We start from the raw sequence: 17,387 nt of genomic DNA on the forward strand, positions 1-17,387 counted from the left end.
GGCTGCGCGCGCGGCCTCCGCTTGAAAATTCCTCCCCTTATCCCCATCTCTCACTCAACGTTTTACAACCCCATTAAATGGCATTGTTGAGGTCGACTTAGATGAAAGGACAAGAAACCCGTGGTTTCCAGTCAGAAGTAAAACAGCTTCTGCACCTGATGATCCATTCCCTGTATTCCAACAAAGAAATCTTCCTGCGTGAGCTGATTTCCAACGCCTCTGATGCGGCGGACAAGCTGCGCTTCCGCGCGCTGTCTAACCCGGATCTGTATGAAGGCGACGGCGAGCTGCGCGTGCGCGTCTCGTTTAATAAAGAGAACCGCACCCTGACCATCGCCGATAACGGCATCGGGATGAACCGCGACGAGGTGATTGACCACCTCGGAACCATCGCCAAATCCGGCACCAAAGCGTTCCTTGAGTCCATGGGCTCTGACCAGGCGAAAGACAGCCAGCTGATCGGTCAGTTCGGCGTAGGCTTCTACTCGGCGTTCATCGTGGCGGACAAAGTTACCGTGCGCACCCGCGCCGCGGGCGACAGCGCCGAGAACGGCGTGCTGTGGGAGTCTAAAGGTGAAGGTGAATACACCGTTGATGACATCACCAAAGCGGATCGCGGCACCGAAATCACCCTGCACCTGCGTGAAGGCGAAGACGATTTCCTGAACGACTGGCGCGTACGCTCCATCATCAGCAAATATTCCGACCATATCGCGCTGCCGGTTGAGATTGAAAAACAGGAAGAGAAAGACGGCGAAACCGTGGTTTCCTGGGAAAAAATCAACAAGGCGCAGGCGCTGTGGACGCGTAATAAAGCTGAAATTAAAGACGACGAGTACAACGAGTTTTACAAGCACATCGCCCACGACTTCACCGATCCGCTGACCTGGAGCCACAACCGTGTTGAAGGGAAGCAGGAGTACACCAGCCTGCTGTACATCCCGGCACAGGCGCCGTGGGACATGTGGAACCGCGATCACAAGCACGGCCTGAAGCTGTACGTGCAGCGCGTGTTCATTATGGACGACGCCGAGCAGTTCATGCCGAACTACCTGCGCTTTGTGCGTGGCCTGATAGACTCCAACGATCTGCCGCTGAACGTCTCCCGTGAAATTCTTCAGGACAGCACCGTCACCCGTAACCTGCGCAACGCCCTGACCAAACGTGCGTTGCAGATGCTGGAAAAACTGGCGAAGGACGATGCGGAAAAATACCAGACCTTCTGGAAACAGTTTGGCCTGGTGCTGAAAGAAGGTCCGGCGGAAGATACTGCGAACGTGGAAGCTATCGCTAAACTGCTGCGCTTCGCCTCTACGCACAACGACTCCTCCGCCCAGACCGTGTCGCTGGAAGAGTACGTCTCCCGCATGAAAGAAGGGCAGGAGAAGATCTACTACATCACCGCCGACAGCTATGCGGCAGCGAAGAGCAGCCCGCATCTGGAACTACTGCGTAAGAAAGGCATCGAAGTGCTGCTGCTGTCTGACCGCATCGACGAGTGGATGATGAACTACCTGACCGAGTTCGACGGTAAATCCTTCCAGTCCGTTGCCAAAGCCGACGAGTCTATCGATAAGCTGGCGGATGAAGTGGACGACAGCGCGAAAGAAGCCGAGAAGGCGCTGGAGCCGTTCGTTGAGCGCGTTAAAACGCTGCTGGGCGACCGCGTGAAAGAGGTGCGCTTCACGCACCGTCTGACCGATACGCCAGCCATTGTCACCACCGATGCGGACGAAATGAGCACCCAGATGGCGAAACTGTTCGCTGCGGCGGGCCAGGCCGTGCCGGATGTGAAATATATCTTTGAGCTTAATCCGGATCACCCGCTGGTGAAACGCGCGGCGGATACCCAGGACGACGCCCGCTTTGCGGAGTGGGTTGAACTGCTGCTGGATCAGTCCCTGCTGGCCGAGCGCGGTACGCTGGAAGATCCTAACCTGTTCATTAAACGTGTGAATGCGCTGCTGCTGGCGTAATCTTCCCTCACCCCGGCCCTCTCCCACAGGGAGAGGGTGAAAGAGTTCCCTCTCCCTGTGGGAGAGGGTTAGGGTGAGGGCACCAGACCGCCCGAAGCCAAATTATCTCCTCCCGTTAACCGTTTCAGCCTTCCCGCCTTCCTTGAGCCATACCCGTTCTGGTGGTATTGTTTAGCGCTTTTTGAAAAATTGAATCGACTTTTGAGGGGATTTTCGCAATGCGTATTATTCTGCTTGGCGCTCCGGGCGCGGGTAAAGGAACTCAGGCTCAGTTCATCATGGAGAAATACGGTATTCCGCAAATCTCCACCGGTGACATGCTGCGCGCCGCTGTTAAATCTGGCTCCGAGCTGGGTAAACAAGCGAAAGACATCATGGACGCAGGCAAACTGGTGACCGACGAACTGGTTATCGCGCTGGTTAAAGAGCGCATTGCTCAGGAAGACTGCCGTAACGGTTTCCTGCTGGACGGCTTCCCGCGCACCATTCCTCAGGCTGACGCCATGAAAGAAGCGGGCATCAACGTGGATTACGTGCTGGAGTTCGACGTACCAGACGAGCTGATCGTTGACCGTATCGTTGGCCGTCGCGTACACGCTGCTTCTGGCCGCGTTTACCACATCAAATTCAACCCACCTAAGGTTGAAGGCAAAGACGACGTGACCGGCGAAGAGCTGACCACCCGTAAAGACGATCAGGAAGAAACCGTGCGTAAACGCCTGGTGGAATATCATCAGATGACCGCACCGCTGATCGGCTACTACACCAAAGAAGCGCAGGCGGGTAACACCAAATACGCGAAAGTGGACGGCACCAAAGCCGTGGCTGACGTACGTGCAGAGCTGGAAAAAATCCTCGGCTAAGCGCACCTCTCTCACCCGGAGCCCCGGGTGAGAAAAATTCTCATCTTACCTATTACAGCAATGGGTTTCGTTTAAACGCATTTCCGCTACAATTGACAGCCTATCAAATGGTTAAGAGGCGTGAATGAGTCAGGCGAAAACCGGCATCCTGCTTGCCAATCTGGGCACCCCAGAAGCACCTACTCCAGCGGCGGTCAAACGCTACCTGCGACAATTTTTAAGCGACACGCGCGTCGTGGATACCCCAAGACTGCTGTGGTGGCCACTGCTGCGTGGCATCATTCTGCCGATTCGTTCCCCGCGTGTGGCAAAGCTCTATCAGTCCGTGTGGATGGAAGAGGGCTCGCCGCTGATGGTGTACAGCCGTCGTCAGGAGAAGGCGCTGGCCGCCCGCCTGCCGGACATGCCCGTTGCGCTCGGCATGAGCTACGGTAAGCCGTCCCTGGAAAGCGCCGTCGACTCTCTGCTGGCGCAGGGCGTTGAACACATTGTGGTGCTGGCCCTTTATCCGCAGTATTCGTGCTCCACGGTAGCTGCCGTCTGGGACGAACTGGCGCGCATTCTGGCGACCCGCCGCCGTATACCGGGTATCACCTTTATCCGCGACTACGCCGATAACGAGCTGTACATTCAGGCGCTTGCCAGCAGCGCGCGCGCGTCGTTTGAAAAACACGGCGAGCCGGATCTGCTGCTGCTCTCCTATCACGGTATTCCGCAGCGTTTCGCGAACGAAGGGGATGATTACCCCCAGCGTTGCCGCGATACCACCCGCGAGCTGGTCTCCGCCCTCGGCCTGCCGCCTGAGAAGGTGATGATGACCTTCCAGTCGCGCTTCGGCCGTGAACCGTGGCTCACCCCGTATACTGATGAAACGCTTAAGATGCTGGGCGAGAAGGGCGTGAAGCACATTCAGGTGATGTCGCCGGGCTTCTCGGCGGACTGTCTGGAAACGCTGGAAGAGATTGCTGTCCAGAACAAAGAGTTCTTTATGGAGGCGGGCGGAACGAAATACGAATACATTCCTGCGCTTAACGACTCCCCTGAACACATCGACATGATGGTGTCACTGGTCACCACCCGCCGCTGATCGCGTTACGGGCCGGGTTTGTGCTACCATTCCCGGCCCGTATTCTTTGCACAGTTCAGACCATGAAATTTCCCGGTAAACGTAAGTCCAAACACTATTTCCCCGTCGATGCCCGCGATCCGCTGTTACAGCAAATTCAGCAGGAAAGCGAAACCAGCGCTGCCTGGGTGGTCGGTATCGATCAGACGCTGGTGGACATTGAAGCCAAAGTGGATGATGCGTTTGTCGCACGTTACGGTCTGAGCGCCGGGCACTCGCTGGTGATTGAGGATGACGTTGCTGAAGTGCTGTATCAGGAGCTGGTGCGCGAAAATCTTATCACCCACCAGTTTGCCGGCGGTACCATCGGCAACACCATGCACAACTACTCCGTACTGGCAGACGACCGCTCGGTGCTGCTTGGCGTGATGTGCAGCAATATCGAAATCGGTGGCTATGCCTACCGCTACCTGTGCAATACCTCCAGCCGCACCGATCTGAACTATTTGCAGGGCGTTGACGGGCCGATTGGCCGCTGCTTTACGCTGATAAGCGATTCCGGCGAGCGTACCTTTGCCATCAGCCCCGGCCATATGAACAAGCTGCGCGCTGAAAGTATCCCGGAAGAGGTGATCGCGGGCGCGTCTGCGCTGGTACTGACCTCCTATCTGGTGCGCTGCAAGCCGGGCGAACCAATGCCGGACGCAACCATGAAGGCAATTGAGTACGCGAAGAAATACAACGTGCCTGTGGTTCTGACGCTGGGCACCAAATTCGTCATTGCCGACAACCCGGAGTGGTGGCAGGCCTTCCTGAAAGAACACGTCTCGATTCTGGCGATGAATGAAGAAGAAGCCGAAGCGCTGACCGGCGAAAGCGATCCGCTGCTGGCGTCTGATAAGGCGCTGGACTGGGTAGATCTGGTGCTCTGCACCGCCGGGCCGGTCGGGCTGTATATGGCGGGCTTCACGGAAGAAGAGAGCAAGCGGAAAACCCAGCACCCGCTGCTGCCGGGCGCAATCGCCGAATTTAACCAGTACGAGTTCAGCCGCGCCATGCGTCATAAAGACTGCATCAACCCGCTGCGTATCTTCTCCCACATCGCACCGTATATGGGTGGCCCCGAGAAGATCATGAACACCAACGGCGCGGGCGACGGCGCGCTGGCCGCGCTGCTGCACGACATCACCGCCAACGCCTACCACAAAACCAATGTGCCGAATTCCAGCAAGCACACCTTCAACTGGCTGACCTACTCCTCGCTGGCGCAGGTGTGCAAGTACGCGAACCGCGTGAGTTATCAGGTGCTGAACCAGCATTCACCGCGCTTAACGCGGGGGCTGCCGGAACGGGAAGACAGCCTCGAAGAGGCGTATTGGGACAGGTAAAAGCAAAACGGCAACCTGTGGTTGCCGTTTTTAGTGTTTGTTCCCTCTCCCTGTGGGAGAGGGCCAGGGTGAGGGCATCAGGCCGCACAAAACTTAACCCGTCACCGCCTCTTCAACTGGCGGTTTTGTCAGCATTGTCAGCATTGTATTTGCAATCTCACGCTCACCCATCACCACCTGATTCGCGCCGCGCTCGGTGATGTACTCCACTTCGTCATCATAATGGGCGCGGGCAATGATTTCGATATGTGGGCATTTTTCACGGGCTGTGGCGACAATCTCGCCAGCCTCGTAACCGTTCGGGATAGTGAGCAGCAGCCAGCGAGCGCAGTCCAGATGCGCCAGATTCATAATCTCTTCGTTAGCCGCGTTGCCCAGCACCGCGCGGATGCCGCGCTCGCGAAGCTCGTCGACGCGAGTGCGGGAGGTTTCAATCACTACCAGGGGGATCCCCTGGGCCATCAGCTTCTCACCGAGCAGGCTGCCGACGCGGCCAAAACCGACCAGCAGCGCGTGGTTGCAGATATCTACGGGGATCTGTTTCTCCTCCTCAATCGCTTCTTCCAGGGTTTGCTCTTCGAGGGTTTCGGTCTTCTCGAGATATTTCTCCAGCAGGGCAAACAATACCGGGTTTAGCATGATGGAGAGGATCGCCCCCGCCAGCACCAGATTTTGCCCCGCCTGTGGCAGCAGGTTCAGGGCCATCCCCAGACCGGCAAGAATAAAGGCGAACTCGCCAATCTGCGCCAGGCTGGCGGCGATGGTCAGCGCCGTGCGCGGCGAGTGACCGAACATCCGTACCAGGAAGAAGGCGGCAACGGACTTACCAAAGATGATGATTGCCAGCGTACCCAGCACGGCCAGCGGCTGCTGAATGAGGATCAGCGGGTCGAACAGCATCCCGACGGAGACAAAGAACAGCACCGCGAATGCATCACGTAGCGGCAGGGTATCGTGCGCGGCACGGTGGCTCAGCTCGGACTCGTTCAGCACCATCCCGGCGAAGAACGCGCCCAGCGCAAAGGAGACGTCAAACAGCTCGACGGCGCCAAAGGCAATGCCCAGCGCCAGCGCAAGGACCGAAAGCGTGAACAGTTCACGCGAGCCCGTGGCGGCGCTGCGGGACATGATCCACGGCACCAGACGGCGGCCCACCAGCATCATGATGGCGATAAACGCCACGACTTTACCGATGGTAATGCTCATATCCAGCGCCAGCGAGGCGAAGCCGATATTCTCTTTTTCCATCATCCCGGCAACGGCAGGCAGCAGAACCAGCGTCAACACCATTACCAGATCTTCAACAATCAGCCAGCCTATCGCGATTTGTCCGCGCTGGCTGTCTATCAGCTGTCTCTCTTCAAGCGCGCGCAGCAGCACCACGGTACTGGCGGTTGAAAGACACAGCCCAAATACGATACCGGTCATGATTGACCAGCCCAGCACCGCCGAAAGCGCCATGCCCAGCAGCGTCGCCACCCCTATCTGGGCGATCGCTCCCGGTATGGCGATCGACTTTACCGCCATCAGATCCTTCAGGGAAAAATGCAGTCCGACGCCAAACATCAGCAGGATTACGCCCAATTCCGCCAGCTCAGGCGCCAGTTTGGTATCTGCGACAAAACCCGGCGTAAAGGGCCCTGCCAGCACGCCCGCCAGCAAATAGCCTACAAGGGGCGAAATACGCAGTTTATTGGCAATCATGCCGAGAATAAAAGCGAGCACAAGTCCACCAACAATGGTGGTGATAAGCGGTGTGGCGTGGTGCATTCCGTCTCCTTTCGCGATGGGTGATCCATTTTTGGTGCAAATACCAAAAAGCCGATTAATAGTTTATGACAATTTTTACGCTTATGTTTATGAATAATTGTTGAAATCACAATAAAAAGGCAATAAGCATGAAAAAAGGCAGATTTTGATAAATTTGCTGAGGGGAGGGAGAGGAAAGCCTTATGGCATCAGGTTATCCGGCTGCCAAAGTTTAACTTTGGCAGCCGTGAAGTCACGCTTTATGACGATTGTCAGGCAGGAATATGGTCAACATCCCCAGAAGTGGCAGGAAAGCGCAGATTTTATAGACCAGGAAGATGCTGGTGTGGTCTGCAACCATCCCCAACACGGCTGCGCCAAGGCCGCCCATGCCAAAGGCAAAACCGAAAAAGAGGCCGGAAACCATACCGATACGTCCCGGCAGCAGCTCCTGCGCGTAGACCAGGATGGCTGAAAATGCCGATGCGAGAATAAAACCAATAATCACCGTCAATATTCCGGTCCATTCCAGCGTTGCATACGGTAAAACAAGCGTAAACGGCGCGACGCCGAGGATAGAGCCCCAAATGACATATTTACGTCCAATTTTATCCCCCACAGGGCCGCCTATCACCGTGCCTGCCGCCACCGCAAACAGGAAGGCAAAGAGGTGGAACTGGGCGTTTTGTACTGATAATCCGAATTTTTGCATCAGATAGAAGGTGTAATAGCTGCTAATGCTCGCCATATAGAAATATTTCGAGAAAATCAGCACCAGCAGCACGCTGACGGCAAGGATCACCTTATTGCGCGGAAGGGGATTGGTTATCTTCGCGGCAGGTTTTCCCTTATTTACGCGATGCTGCGCGGCATACCAGCGGCTGATTTGCGCCAGGACGACAATCGCCAGCAGCGCGGCCAGCACAAACCACGCCACGTTGCCTTTGCCGTAAGGCGCGATAATTACCGCCGCCAGCAGAGGACCGAGGGAGCTACCAAAGTTACCCCCCACCTGGAACAGAGACTGCGCCAGCCCGTGACGTCCGCCGGAGGCCATACGTGCCACGCGGGACGATTCCGGATGGAACACCGATGAACCGGTTCCCACCAGCGCCGCGGCAACCAGAACCGCCTCAAAGCTGCCCGCCATGGCCAGCAGCACCAGCCCGCTCAGGGTAAAGCACATGCCAATGGGCAGCGACCATGGCATCGGGTATTTGTCCGTCCAGTAGCCCACCACCGGCTGTAGCAGCGAAGAGGCCAGCTGGAAGGTCAGGGTGATCATCCCGATCTGCACGAAGGTTAATGAGAACTCAGACTGCAACAGCGGGTAGATCGCCAGAATCAGCGACTGGATCATGTCGTTGAGCAGATGAGAGAGACTGATTGCGCCTAATACTTTAAAGGAAGTGCGCGATTTCGGCGGCGACGCCGGAGCGCCCTGGACGGGCTGGGTTGATTCACTGATTGCCATAAATACCACGTCGATTTGTTATTAGAGATGCAGGGAGTAATTATTATCCGACTAACATACCCGTCCGTGACATTTGAAGAAAGTCGCAATTCTGAAAACTTATTTGTCTATTCTTGTGAGTCACTGTAATTTTTGCGTTTGTCTATGGGTCAGGGAGAGAGAAGATGAAGTTAATGAAGCGTGGCGTCGCGCTGGCGCTCATCGCCGCATGGGGGCTGACAAGCCTGCCCGCGCAGGCGTATGAAAAAGATAAAACCTATAAAATTACCATTCTGCATACTAACGATCATCACGGCCATTTCTGGCGCAGCGAATACGGTGAATATGGCCTGGCGGCGCAAAAAACGCTGGTGGACGGCATTCGTAAAGAGGTCGCGGCCCAGGGCGGCAGCGTGCTGCTGCTGTCGGGCGGGGATATTAATACCGGGGTACCGGAATCTGATTTGCAGGATGCCGAGCCTGATTTCCGCGGCATGAATTTAATCGGTTACGACGCGATGGCGGTTGGAAACCACGAGTTTGATAATCCGCTGAGCGTGTTGCGCCAGCAGGAGAAGTGGTCCAAATTCCCGTTCCTTTCCGCCAATATTTATCAGAAAAGCACCGGCGAGCGCCTGTTTAAACCGTGGGCGCTGTTTAAGCGTCAGGATCTGAAGATCGCGGTCATCGGCTTAACCACCGACGATACGGCCAAAATTGGTAATCCTGAATTTTTCACCGACATCGAATTCCGTAAACCGGCGGACGAAGCGAAGCTGGTGATCCAGGAGTTGCAGCAGAATGAAAAACCGGATGTGATTATCGCGACCACCCACATGGGGCATTACGATAACGGTCAGCACGGCTCTAACGCGCCGGGCGACGTGGAGATGGCGCGCAGCCTTCCTGCGGGCTCGCTGGCGATGATTGTGGGCGGTCACTCACAGGATCCGGTCTGCATGGCTTCTGAGAATAAAAAGCAGGCAGATTATGTGCCCGGCACCCCGTGCGCGCCTGATCGTCAGAACGGGATCTGGATTGTACAGGCCCACGAGTGGGGTAAATACGTTGGCCGCGCGGATTTCGAATTCCGTAACGGCGAGATGAAGCTGGTGCACTATCAGCTCATCCCGGTCAACCTGAAGAAGAAAGTGACCTACCCGGACGGCAAAAGCGAGCGCGTACTCTACACGCCAGAGATCGCTGAAAACCAGCAGATGCTCTCTCTGCTGACGCCGTTCCAGAGCAAAGGGAAAGTGCAGCTGGACGTGAAGATTGGCACGCTTAACGGACGACTGGAAGGGGACCGCAGCAAAGTCCGCTTTGTACAGACCAACATGGGGCGTCTGGTGCTGGCCGCGCAGATGGCGCGCACGAATGCGGATTTCGGCGTGATGAGCGGCGGCGGTATTCGTGATTCCATTGAAGGCGGAGACATCACCTATAAAGACGTGCTCAAAGTGCAGCCGTTTGGCAACGTGGTGGTCTATGCGGACATGAGCGGGAAGGAGGTGATTGACTACCTGACCGCCGTGGCGCAGATGAAGCCGGATTCCGGGGCGTATCCGCAGTTTGCTAACGTCAGCTTCGTCGCGAAGGACGGCAAGCTTAACGATCTCAAAATCGAAGGCGAACCGGTTGATCCGGCGAAAACCTACCGCCTGGCAACGTTAAGCTTTAACGCCACCGGCGGCGACGGCTATCCGCATATCGATAACAAACCGGGCTATGTAAATACCGGGTTTATTGATGCGGAAGTGTTGAAGCAGTTTATCCAGCAAAATTCACCGATTGACGTGAACATGTATGAGCCGAAAGGCGAGGTGAGCTGGCAGTAGTGCGTTTTTTTGCCGGGTGGCGGCTTCGCCTTACCCGGCCTACATTCGAATCGTAGGCCCGGTAAGCGCAGCGCCACCGGGCAATTTTCTCAATCCCGGCGCGCAATATCCGCAAATTTCGCGTCCAGCATTTTCGCCAGATCGCCTGCGGCCAGTTCGATATCCAGCCCGCGCTTGCCGCCAGAAATATAGATCGTCTCAAATTCCTGCGAAGGCGCATCGATCAGCGTCGGCAGACGCTTTTTCTGGCCGAGCGGGCTGATCCCGCCGACCAGATAACCCGTTGTGCGTTGCGCAACCATCGGGTCAGCCATATCGACCTTTTTCGCTCCCAGCGCTTTGGCCACTTTCTTCAGATCAAGCTGTCCGGCGACGGGCGTCACTGCCACGGCGAGGTGCTTCATATCGCCGTTCACCGCGACCAGCAGCGTTTTGTAGACCTGGTCCGCGTTCAGCCCCAGCTTGCGCACCACTTCATCACCAAAGTTGGTTTCGTTCGGATCGTGATCGTAGGTGTGGATCCGGAAAGAAATTTTGTTTTTTTCGAGTAATTTAACGGCGGGAGTCATGGCTATCCTTCTTACGACAGACGATTCATACCAGCAGCATACGCCTGACGTTTGTCTAAAAAATAGCACCATCTTGCGCAATAGTATTGGCAGTGATGGTTACTTTGAGCGACAATCGGCGTAGCCGAAGGTCACTTCGGTATAATAAAAACGATGAAATTCCTCTTTGACGGGCCAATAGAGATATTGGCCATTTTTTTATTTCAGCAGCGACGGCAAATTCCCTTCTCCGTACAAATGCAACGCGCCAACCGCGACAACATAACGACCGGCAGGCAGGGCATATAGTGTCTCCCGCCACGCCTGGTTGCGCGCGTTCATCAGCACATCATACAACGATTCACTGAACGTCGACGGTAACGCCAGCTTACCGTCTGCGGGCGGCGCATCCAGCCACCAGCCAATCATCGTTTGCAGCAGACGCGCGTTGGTGTGCCAGTGGGTCAGGGTATCATCCAGCAGTATCAGGCCGTCATCGGGAAGCTGGCGAAGAAGCGCAATCTGGCTGTCCGTGCCTTCCAGTTCAATGACGGACATATTGCTCGCCCTTGCCGCATTCAGCAGCTGATAATCGATACCGTAATCGCCGCGCAGCCCCAGGCGCTGCGCCTGGGTGGCCTGTAGCACCATGGCAATTTGCCACAGGGGCAGAGTGTCGAGCATAGAGAGCGAGACGCCGGTCTCATCCGCAAGACGGGTAAGCTCAGCCAGCTGCGTCTCGTTAAGACGTTCCGCCAGGGGGCGATCGCTTTCCAGCCCAGCAAACGGCGATTCATGGCCGGAGATGTCGGCTTCGACGATTAGCGCGTCGGCGCGCTTCAGCAGTTTAATCAGGCCGGAGGGCAGGGGGGACATATCCTGCGTGCCCATATGAATGCTTCCCACCAGGTGCAGATGCTGCCCGCCCGGAAGCGAAATATCCATACCGGGCCAGGCATAACGGCGAGGAAAGAGGGCGCGAAACGATGTTTTTAGACGATTAAACAGACCCATACGCGCTCCATGACCGGAAAGGTTCATGCTAGCGCGTACGGGTACAAGGTTCAATCCTTCGGTTTAAACCGCAGCAGACGGTTAGCGTTGCTCACCACGGTAATTGACGAGAGCGCCATCGCCGCACCCGCAACAACCGGGTTCAGCAGGGTACCGGTCAGCGGCCACAAGATCCCGGCGGCAATCGGAATGCCGAGCGAGTTATAGACGAAGGCCCCCAGCAGGTTCTGCTTCATGTTGCGCAACGTGGCTTTCGAAATCGCCAGCGCATCCGCCACCCCCATCAGGCTGTGGCGCATCAGGGTGATCGCCGCGGTTTCAATGGCGACATCGCTCCCGCCACCCATCGCAATACCTACGTCAGCCTGCGCCAGCGCCGGGGCGTCGTTGATGCCGTCGCCCACCATCGCCACCTGGCGACCCTGACTTTGCAGGTTCTTGATGGCGTCCGCTTTGCCGTCCGGCAGCACGCCCGCGATCACCTCATCAATACCGGCTTCTTTCGCAATGGCGTTGGCGGTGGTCGGGTTGTCCCCGGTCAGCATCACCAGACGATAGCCCGCGCGGTGCAGGCGCTGTAAGGCATCTACGCTGTCCTGGCGTAACGGATCGCGCACGGCCAGCAGCGCCGCCACCTGACCATCCCTCGCCAGCAGAACCGGCGTCGCGCCCTGAGAGGCCTGCGCATTTAGCTCTGCGTCCAGCGCGGACGTATCAACGCCGTGTTCAGTCAGCAGTGCCTGGTTGCCCAGCAGCAGCGTATGGCCTTCGGCTTCACCGCTGACCCCTAAACCGCGCAGGGTGCGGAAGTTGCTGACCTGCGGCAGACGGCCATCACCGGCTTTCTCCAGGATGGCGCGCGCCAGCGGGTGGCTGGAACCTTGTTCCAGCGCGGCGGCAAGGCGCAGGGCGTCCGTCTCCGTACAGCCAACGGTACTGACGGCCACCACCTGCGGTTTGCCCTCGGTGAGCGTGCCGGTTTTATCAAAGACAAGGGTGTCCAGCGTGCTTGCCCGTTGCAGGGCGTCAGCATCCCGGACCAGTACGCCAAATTCGGCGGCGCGTCCGACGCCAGAGATAATCGACATCGGCGTGGCCAGACCAAGAGCACAAGGGCAGGCGATGATCAGCACCGTGGTGGCGATCACCAGGGTGTAGACAATCTGCGGCGCCGGGCCGAAGAAATACCAGATCGCCGCGCTCAGCAGGGCAATACCGACGACCACCGGCACAAAAATGGCGGAGATTTTATCGGCAAGCTGACCAATCTCCGGCTTACTGCTCTGCGCCTGGCGGACCATGCGAATGATGCGTGACAGCGTGGTATGGCTCCCGACCGCGCTGGCGCGGAACAGTACGCTGCCGTCCTGTACCACCGTACCCGCATGCACCGCATCGCCCTGAGATTTCTGCTGGGGTATCGGCTCGCCGGTCAGCATCGCTTCATCCAGCCAGGCATCGCCCTGGGTTATTTCACCGTCGACGGGCACGCGGTCGCCGGTGGTCAGGCGCAGCGTCATTCCCGGCTGTACCTCTGAGAGCGGAACGCTTTTTTCCCCGTCGTCCGTGACCACGCGGGCCGTCGGCGGGGTTAAATCGAGTAATCTTTCCAGCGCTTTCGACGAGCGCTGACGCGCGCGGGCTTCGAGCATATGGCCTAAGTTAATCAGACCGATAATCATCGCACTCGCTTCATAATAGAGATGGCGCGCCTCCATCGGGAACCACTGCGGCCAGACGTTCACGCTCATCGAATACAGCCACGCCGCGCCGGTACCGAGCGCGACCAGCGTGTCCATCGTCGCGGTGCGGTTTTTCAGGCTCTTCCAGGCGCTGGTATAGAAATGTCCGCCAGCAAACACCATCACCGCAAGGGTAATCAGACCAATCACCAGCCACAGGGTGCGGTTGTCAGCGGTGACCATCATGTTGTCACCCATCATGCCCCACACCATCACCGGAATACCGACCAGCAGGGCGACAATCGCCTGCCAGCGGAAACGCTTCATAGTGGCGACAGCCGTTTCCTGCTGGCGCTCGCGGCGCTCGGCATCATCTTCGATGGCCTCCGCCCCGTAGCCCGCTTTCTCCACGGCCTGCACTAACTCTGCGGCGGAGGCGCTGCCCATCACCAGCGCAGTACGCTCCGCCAGGTTTACCCGTGCCTGTGCGACGCCCGGTACCGCCTGTAAGGCGTTTTGTACCCGGGAGACGCAGCTGGCGCAGCTCATGCCGTTGATCAGCAGCTGTTGGCTGTCATCAATATCATCAGCTACCGGAAGCTCAGGAGTGGCCGCTGTCAGTGCTTCCGACGGGGATGATGACTCTGCCAGCGGTTTAGCCTTTGGGTGGCTTAACTCCGCCCCGTAACCGGCCTGTTTAATGGTATCAATCAGCGCGTCGGCGCTGGCGCTGCCGGTCACGGCGGCATGATCGATAGTCACCTCAGCGCTTTCCACGTCAGGACGCTGCTCCAGGCTTTCTTTAACGCGTTTGACACAGTGGCCGCAGGAGAGGCCGTCCAGTGTCAGGTCAATAGTGTGAGACATAACAAAACTCCCGTATAATGTTCTGGTCAATTGTTGACCTTCACTCTGCTTTTCGCTAACTGTTATGAAGGTTAAACCTTCCATCAAGGGGAAGGTCAAGGGGGAAATGTGAATATCAGCGATGTTGCGAAAAAAACCGGCTTAACCAGCAAAGCGATTCGCTTTTATGAGGAAAAAGGGCTGGTGACGCCACCGTTGCGCAGTGAAAACGGCTACCGCAGCTATACGCAGCTGCATCTTGATGAACTGACGTTACTGCGCCAGGCAAGACAGGTAGGATTTAACCTTGAAGAGTGCGGCGAGCTGGTTAACCTGTTTAACGATCCGAAACGCCACAGTGCCGACGTGAAAAAACGTACGCTGGAAAAAGTGGCGGAGATCGAACGCCATATCATCGAATTACAGGCGATGCGTGAGCAACTGTTACAGCTGGCAGAATCCTGCCCGGGAGATGACAGCGCCGAGTGCCCGATTATCGACAATCTTTCCGGCTGCTGCCACCGTAAAACCCACGTCTAACAGGCTTTAACCCGCAGGGTAATGCCTTCCACCGCAATGACCTCAACCCGCGTGCCGGCGCTGAGGTCATCGTCGGCCACCACCGGCCACGAACTGTCCCCCACGCGCATATGACCGCGTCCGTTGATCAGCGCGTTATCAAGCGTAAAGCGTCTACCCACGATCTGCTGCCCACGCTGGTTGAGGTGCGCGTCGACCGGCTTCTGCGCCTTCACCCGTTTGTTCAGCCAGCGCCACCACAGCCAGGCGGCCAGCAGCGTCAGCACGGCAAACAGCGCGCCCTGCCACTCCCAGCCGACAGGCAGCAGCCAGACGACCAGCCCGGTAATCACCGCGGCAACCCCGCTCCACAGCAGATAACCGTTGCCGCCAAGCATCTCGGCGGCCAGCAGTAAGCCGCCAAGGCTTAGCCAGAACGCATGAGGATGTGCAACGATGAGCTCAATCATTTTTTACGCTCGTTTCCGCCGTCTTTGATCAACTCGGCAATTCCGGCGATAGATCCCATCAGACTGCTGGCATCCAGCGGCATCATTACCACCTTGCTGTTGTTCGCGGAGCCGATCTCCTTCAGCGCATCGGTATATTTTTGCGCGACGAAGTAGTTCACGGCCTGGATATCCCCGGCGGCAATCGCCTCGGAGACCATTTGCGTCGCGCGGGCTTCCGCTTCTGCCGAACGTTCACGCGCTTCCGCCTGGAGGAAGGCAGACTGACGGTCGCCCTCGGCTTTCAGGATCTGCGACTGTTTTTCCCCTTCCGCTTTCAGGATTTCAGCCTGACGCACCCCTTCGGCTTCAAGAATATAGGCACGCTTGGTACGCTCGGCCTTCATCTGCGCGTTCATGGAAGCAATCAGCTCTGCCGGTGGGCGCACGTCGCGGATCTCAATGCGGGTCACTTTGATCCCCCACGGATTGGTGGCTTCATCCACAATGTGCAGCAGGCGGGTATTAATGCTGTCGCGCTGGGAGAGCATTTCGTCCAGCTCCATTGAGCCAAGCACGGTACGGATGTTGGTCATGGTCAGGTTGGCGATCGCCAGCTCCAGGTTGCTCACCTCATAGGCCGCTTTCGGCGCATCAATCACCTGAATAAAGCACACCGCATCGATGGTGACGTTGGCGTTATCCTTGGAGATGACTTCCTGGGAAGGGATATCCAGCACCTGCTCCATCATATTGATCTTACGCCCAATTCTGTCCATGAACGGGACGATCAGGCTTAAACCCGGCTGAAGAGTATTGGTGTAGCGACCGAAGCGTTCGACGGTCCACTGGTAACCCTGCGGGACAATTTTGACGCCTGCGCCCACGATAACCAGCGCAACGAAAATAAGGACAGGAACAACGATGAGCATAAAAACCTCCTGTTTTGCATGCCGTAACGAGAAAAATTGCGTATTTGTTGAACGTAAGTATATCGGCTAACGAACAGGATTTCGCCCCTGTAAAGAGGTGGGAACCGGACTGGCAGAAATAAAACGCCCCGTTCGGGATGCGGGGCGCAAAGCGTTACTTTTCAGACCAGGTATAGCTGAAGTCAGTGATAAACCCATCCCCGGCGTCAGCGATAGCTTTTGATAAGCCCTGATAGTATTTTTCCAGGCCGATGGCCTCTATCTGCTGGATCTGCTCGCGAACGGGAGCGCAGAACAATACCGCATTGCCCGCCCCGACACGTTTGTTGTTCGGCGGCAGATCGCCGGTAATCGCCTTAAACCAGGTTCTGATCCCTTGCTTTAAGCTGTGCGGCGCTTTTGTAAGATCCTCCTGGCCGGTCAGCACCTGTAGGGTAGGGAATTCATTAGCATTGACGGCGGTTTTCATACGCGCAAAGAACGCGGTAAAAAGCTCAAAAGAGCCGAGATCTGTGACGCGAGGCTTGGTGGTTTTTCCGTTTTTATTGCCCATTTTTCCGGCAGGGGCTGTAGGCGCCGGAACCACATTGACCTTATGCAGATCCAGACCAAACAGCAGATTGCAGTGCGCCCGGCGCTCTTTAAGCGGGTAGGACATCAGCACGTCAATAAACGCCGTCGCCTTCACATCGGCCAGATCATGGTTAATCAGCCATTGCGAGCGGGCAAATTCCGCGGGGGAAACGAACCAGTCCGGCACCTCAGTAAAGCGTCTGGATTTACCCTTGCCGTCAAACTCGAGAAAGTACGCTCCATCATCGAAAGCAAAATAGCAGTTTTTAAAGCTACCGATTGTGGTGTTAACGATGAGCGCCTTCTTAACAAAATCGACCACCTCTGCACCCATGACAAAACGCGTGAGTTCAGAAGAATTGATGACTTCCATTAATGTTTCCACATCAGGAACACCAGGCTTCAGGGAAGAGAACTCATAAAAGATATGTGTCATGTTGCTGACTTCCTGTAGTTATAGAGGTGACAATTAGCGAGCAAAAAGTTTAACA

At 56.7% G+C, this 17,387-nt stretch carries 14 protein-coding genes; 6 read left to right on the forward strand and 8 right to left on the reverse strand.

Annotated features, from left to right (window positions below):
• Window positions 1-101 precede the first annotated feature (101 nt).
• From htpG to LOC22_RS16055, 4 genes are all read left to right on the forward strand, one after another.
• The gene (htpG, locus tag LOC22_RS16040) at window positions 102-1,976 is read left to right on the forward strand and encodes a molecular chaperone HtpG (protein ID WP_032670453.1); all 1,875 of its coding nucleotides are present in this window, start codon (window positions 102-104) and stop codon (window positions 1,974-1,976) included.
• A 218-nt stretch (window positions 1,977-2,194) separates the two neighbouring features.
• Window positions 2,195-2,839, forward strand: coding sequence for an adenylate kinase (gene adk, locus LOC22_RS16045; RefSeq protein WP_006809841.1), 645 nt, complete (start codon window positions 2,195-2,197; stop codon window positions 2,837-2,839).
• A gap of 124 nt (window positions 2,840-2,963) precedes the next feature.
• Window positions 2,964-3,926 (forward strand): ferrochelatase, encoded by a 963-nt coding sequence (hemH, locus tag LOC22_RS16050; protein WP_116481053.1) that lies wholly within the window; start codon window positions 2,964-2,966, stop codon window positions 3,924-3,926.
• Between the two features lie 62 nt (window positions 3,927-3,988).
• Window positions 3,989-5,293 (forward strand): inosine/guanosine kinase, encoded by a 1,305-nt coding sequence (locus LOC22_RS16055; RefSeq protein WP_023303206.1) that lies wholly within the window; start codon window positions 3,989-3,991, stop codon window positions 5,291-5,293.
• Window positions 5,294-5,386: 93 nt separating this feature from the next.
• Here the strand turns inward: LOC22_RS16055 and ybaL are convergent, their stop codons facing one another.
• Entirely contained in the window at window positions 5,387-7,063 is a 1,677-nt protein-coding gene (gene ybaL, locus LOC22_RS16060) for a YbaL family putative K(+) efflux transporter (RefSeq protein ID WP_017383218.1), read from the reverse strand.
• Between the two features lie 232 nt (window positions 7,064-7,295).
• Complete coding sequence (locus LOC22_RS16065) at window positions 7,296-8,516, reverse strand: MFS transporter (protein ID WP_015571242.1); 1,221 nt, start codon at window positions 8,514-8,516, stop codon at window positions 7,296-7,298.
• 164 nt (window positions 8,517-8,680) lie between these two features.
• Here LOC22_RS16065 and ushA point away from each other — a divergent pair, with 164 nt between their 5' ends.
• Entirely contained in the window at window positions 8,681-10,333 is a 1,653-nt protein-coding gene (gene ushA, locus LOC22_RS16070) for a bifunctional UDP-sugar hydrolase/5'-nucleotidase UshA (RefSeq protein WP_230239041.1), read from the forward strand.
• Window positions 10,334-10,422: 89 nt separating this feature from the next.
• Here ushA and ybaK read toward each other — a convergent pair whose 3' ends face one another.
• The 3 genes from ybaK to copA form a co-directional block, all read right to left on the reverse strand.
• Entirely contained in the window at window positions 10,423-10,902 is a 480-nt protein-coding gene (ybaK, locus tag LOC22_RS16075) for a Cys-tRNA(Pro)/Cys-tRNA(Cys) deacylase YbaK (RefSeq protein WP_010428207.1), read from the reverse strand.
• A gap of 198 nt (window positions 10,903-11,100) precedes the next feature.
• Window positions 11,101-11,895 carry a TraB/GumN family protein gene (locus LOC22_RS16080; RefSeq protein WP_230239042.1) on the reverse strand — a complete coding sequence of 265 codons (795 nt, stop codon included), beginning with the start codon at window positions 11,893-11,895 and terminating at the stop codon, window positions 11,101-11,103.
• 50 nt (window positions 11,896-11,945) lie between these two features.
• Window positions 11,946-14,444, reverse strand: a complete 2,499-nt coding sequence (gene copA, locus LOC22_RS16085) for a copper-exporting P-type ATPase CopA (protein WP_032104065.1) — start codon at window positions 14,442-14,444, stop codon at window positions 11,946-11,948.
• Window positions 14,445-14,552: 108 nt separating this feature from the next.
• Here copA and cueR point away from each other — a divergent pair, with 108 nt between their 5' ends.
• Window positions 14,553-14,963 carry a Cu(I)-responsive transcriptional regulator gene (gene cueR / locus LOC22_RS16090; protein ID WP_017694388.1) on the forward strand — a complete coding sequence of 137 codons (411 nt, stop codon included), beginning with the start codon at window positions 14,553-14,555 and terminating at the stop codon, window positions 14,961-14,963.
• On the opposite strand, the gene LOC22_RS16095 is transcribed toward cueR, so the two are convergent.
• The 3 genes from LOC22_RS16095 to LOC22_RS16105 all read right to left on the reverse strand — a co-directional run bounded on the left by LOC22_RS16095 (window position 14,960) and on the right by LOC22_RS16105 (window position 17,332).
• On the reverse strand, window positions 14,960-15,412 hold the full coding sequence (locus LOC22_RS16095; protein WP_015571238.1) for an NfeD family protein: 453 nt from the start codon (window positions 15,410-15,412) through the stop codon (window positions 14,960-14,962). The genes cueR and LOC22_RS16095 overlap by 4 nt on opposite strands.
• Window positions 15,409-16,323: an SPFH domain-containing protein gene (locus tag LOC22_RS16100; RefSeq protein WP_230239043.1), complete on the reverse strand. Its 915-nt coding sequence runs from the start codon at window positions 16,321-16,323 to the stop codon at window positions 15,409-15,411. Before LOC22_RS16100 ends, LOC22_RS16095 begins: the two co-directional genes overlap by 4 nt.
• A gap of 154 nt (window positions 16,324-16,477) precedes the next feature.
• Complete coding sequence (locus tag LOC22_RS16105) at window positions 16,478-17,332, reverse strand: hypothetical protein (protein ID WP_015571236.1); 855 nt, start codon at window positions 17,330-17,332, stop codon at window positions 16,478-16,480.
• Window positions 17,333-17,387 lie beyond the last annotated feature (55 nt).

The organism is Enterobacter sp. AN-K1 (genome assembly GCF_020971765.1).
GTDB lineage: Bacteria > Pseudomonadota > Gammaproteobacteria > Enterobacterales > Enterobacteriaceae > Enterobacter > Enterobacter hormaechei_C.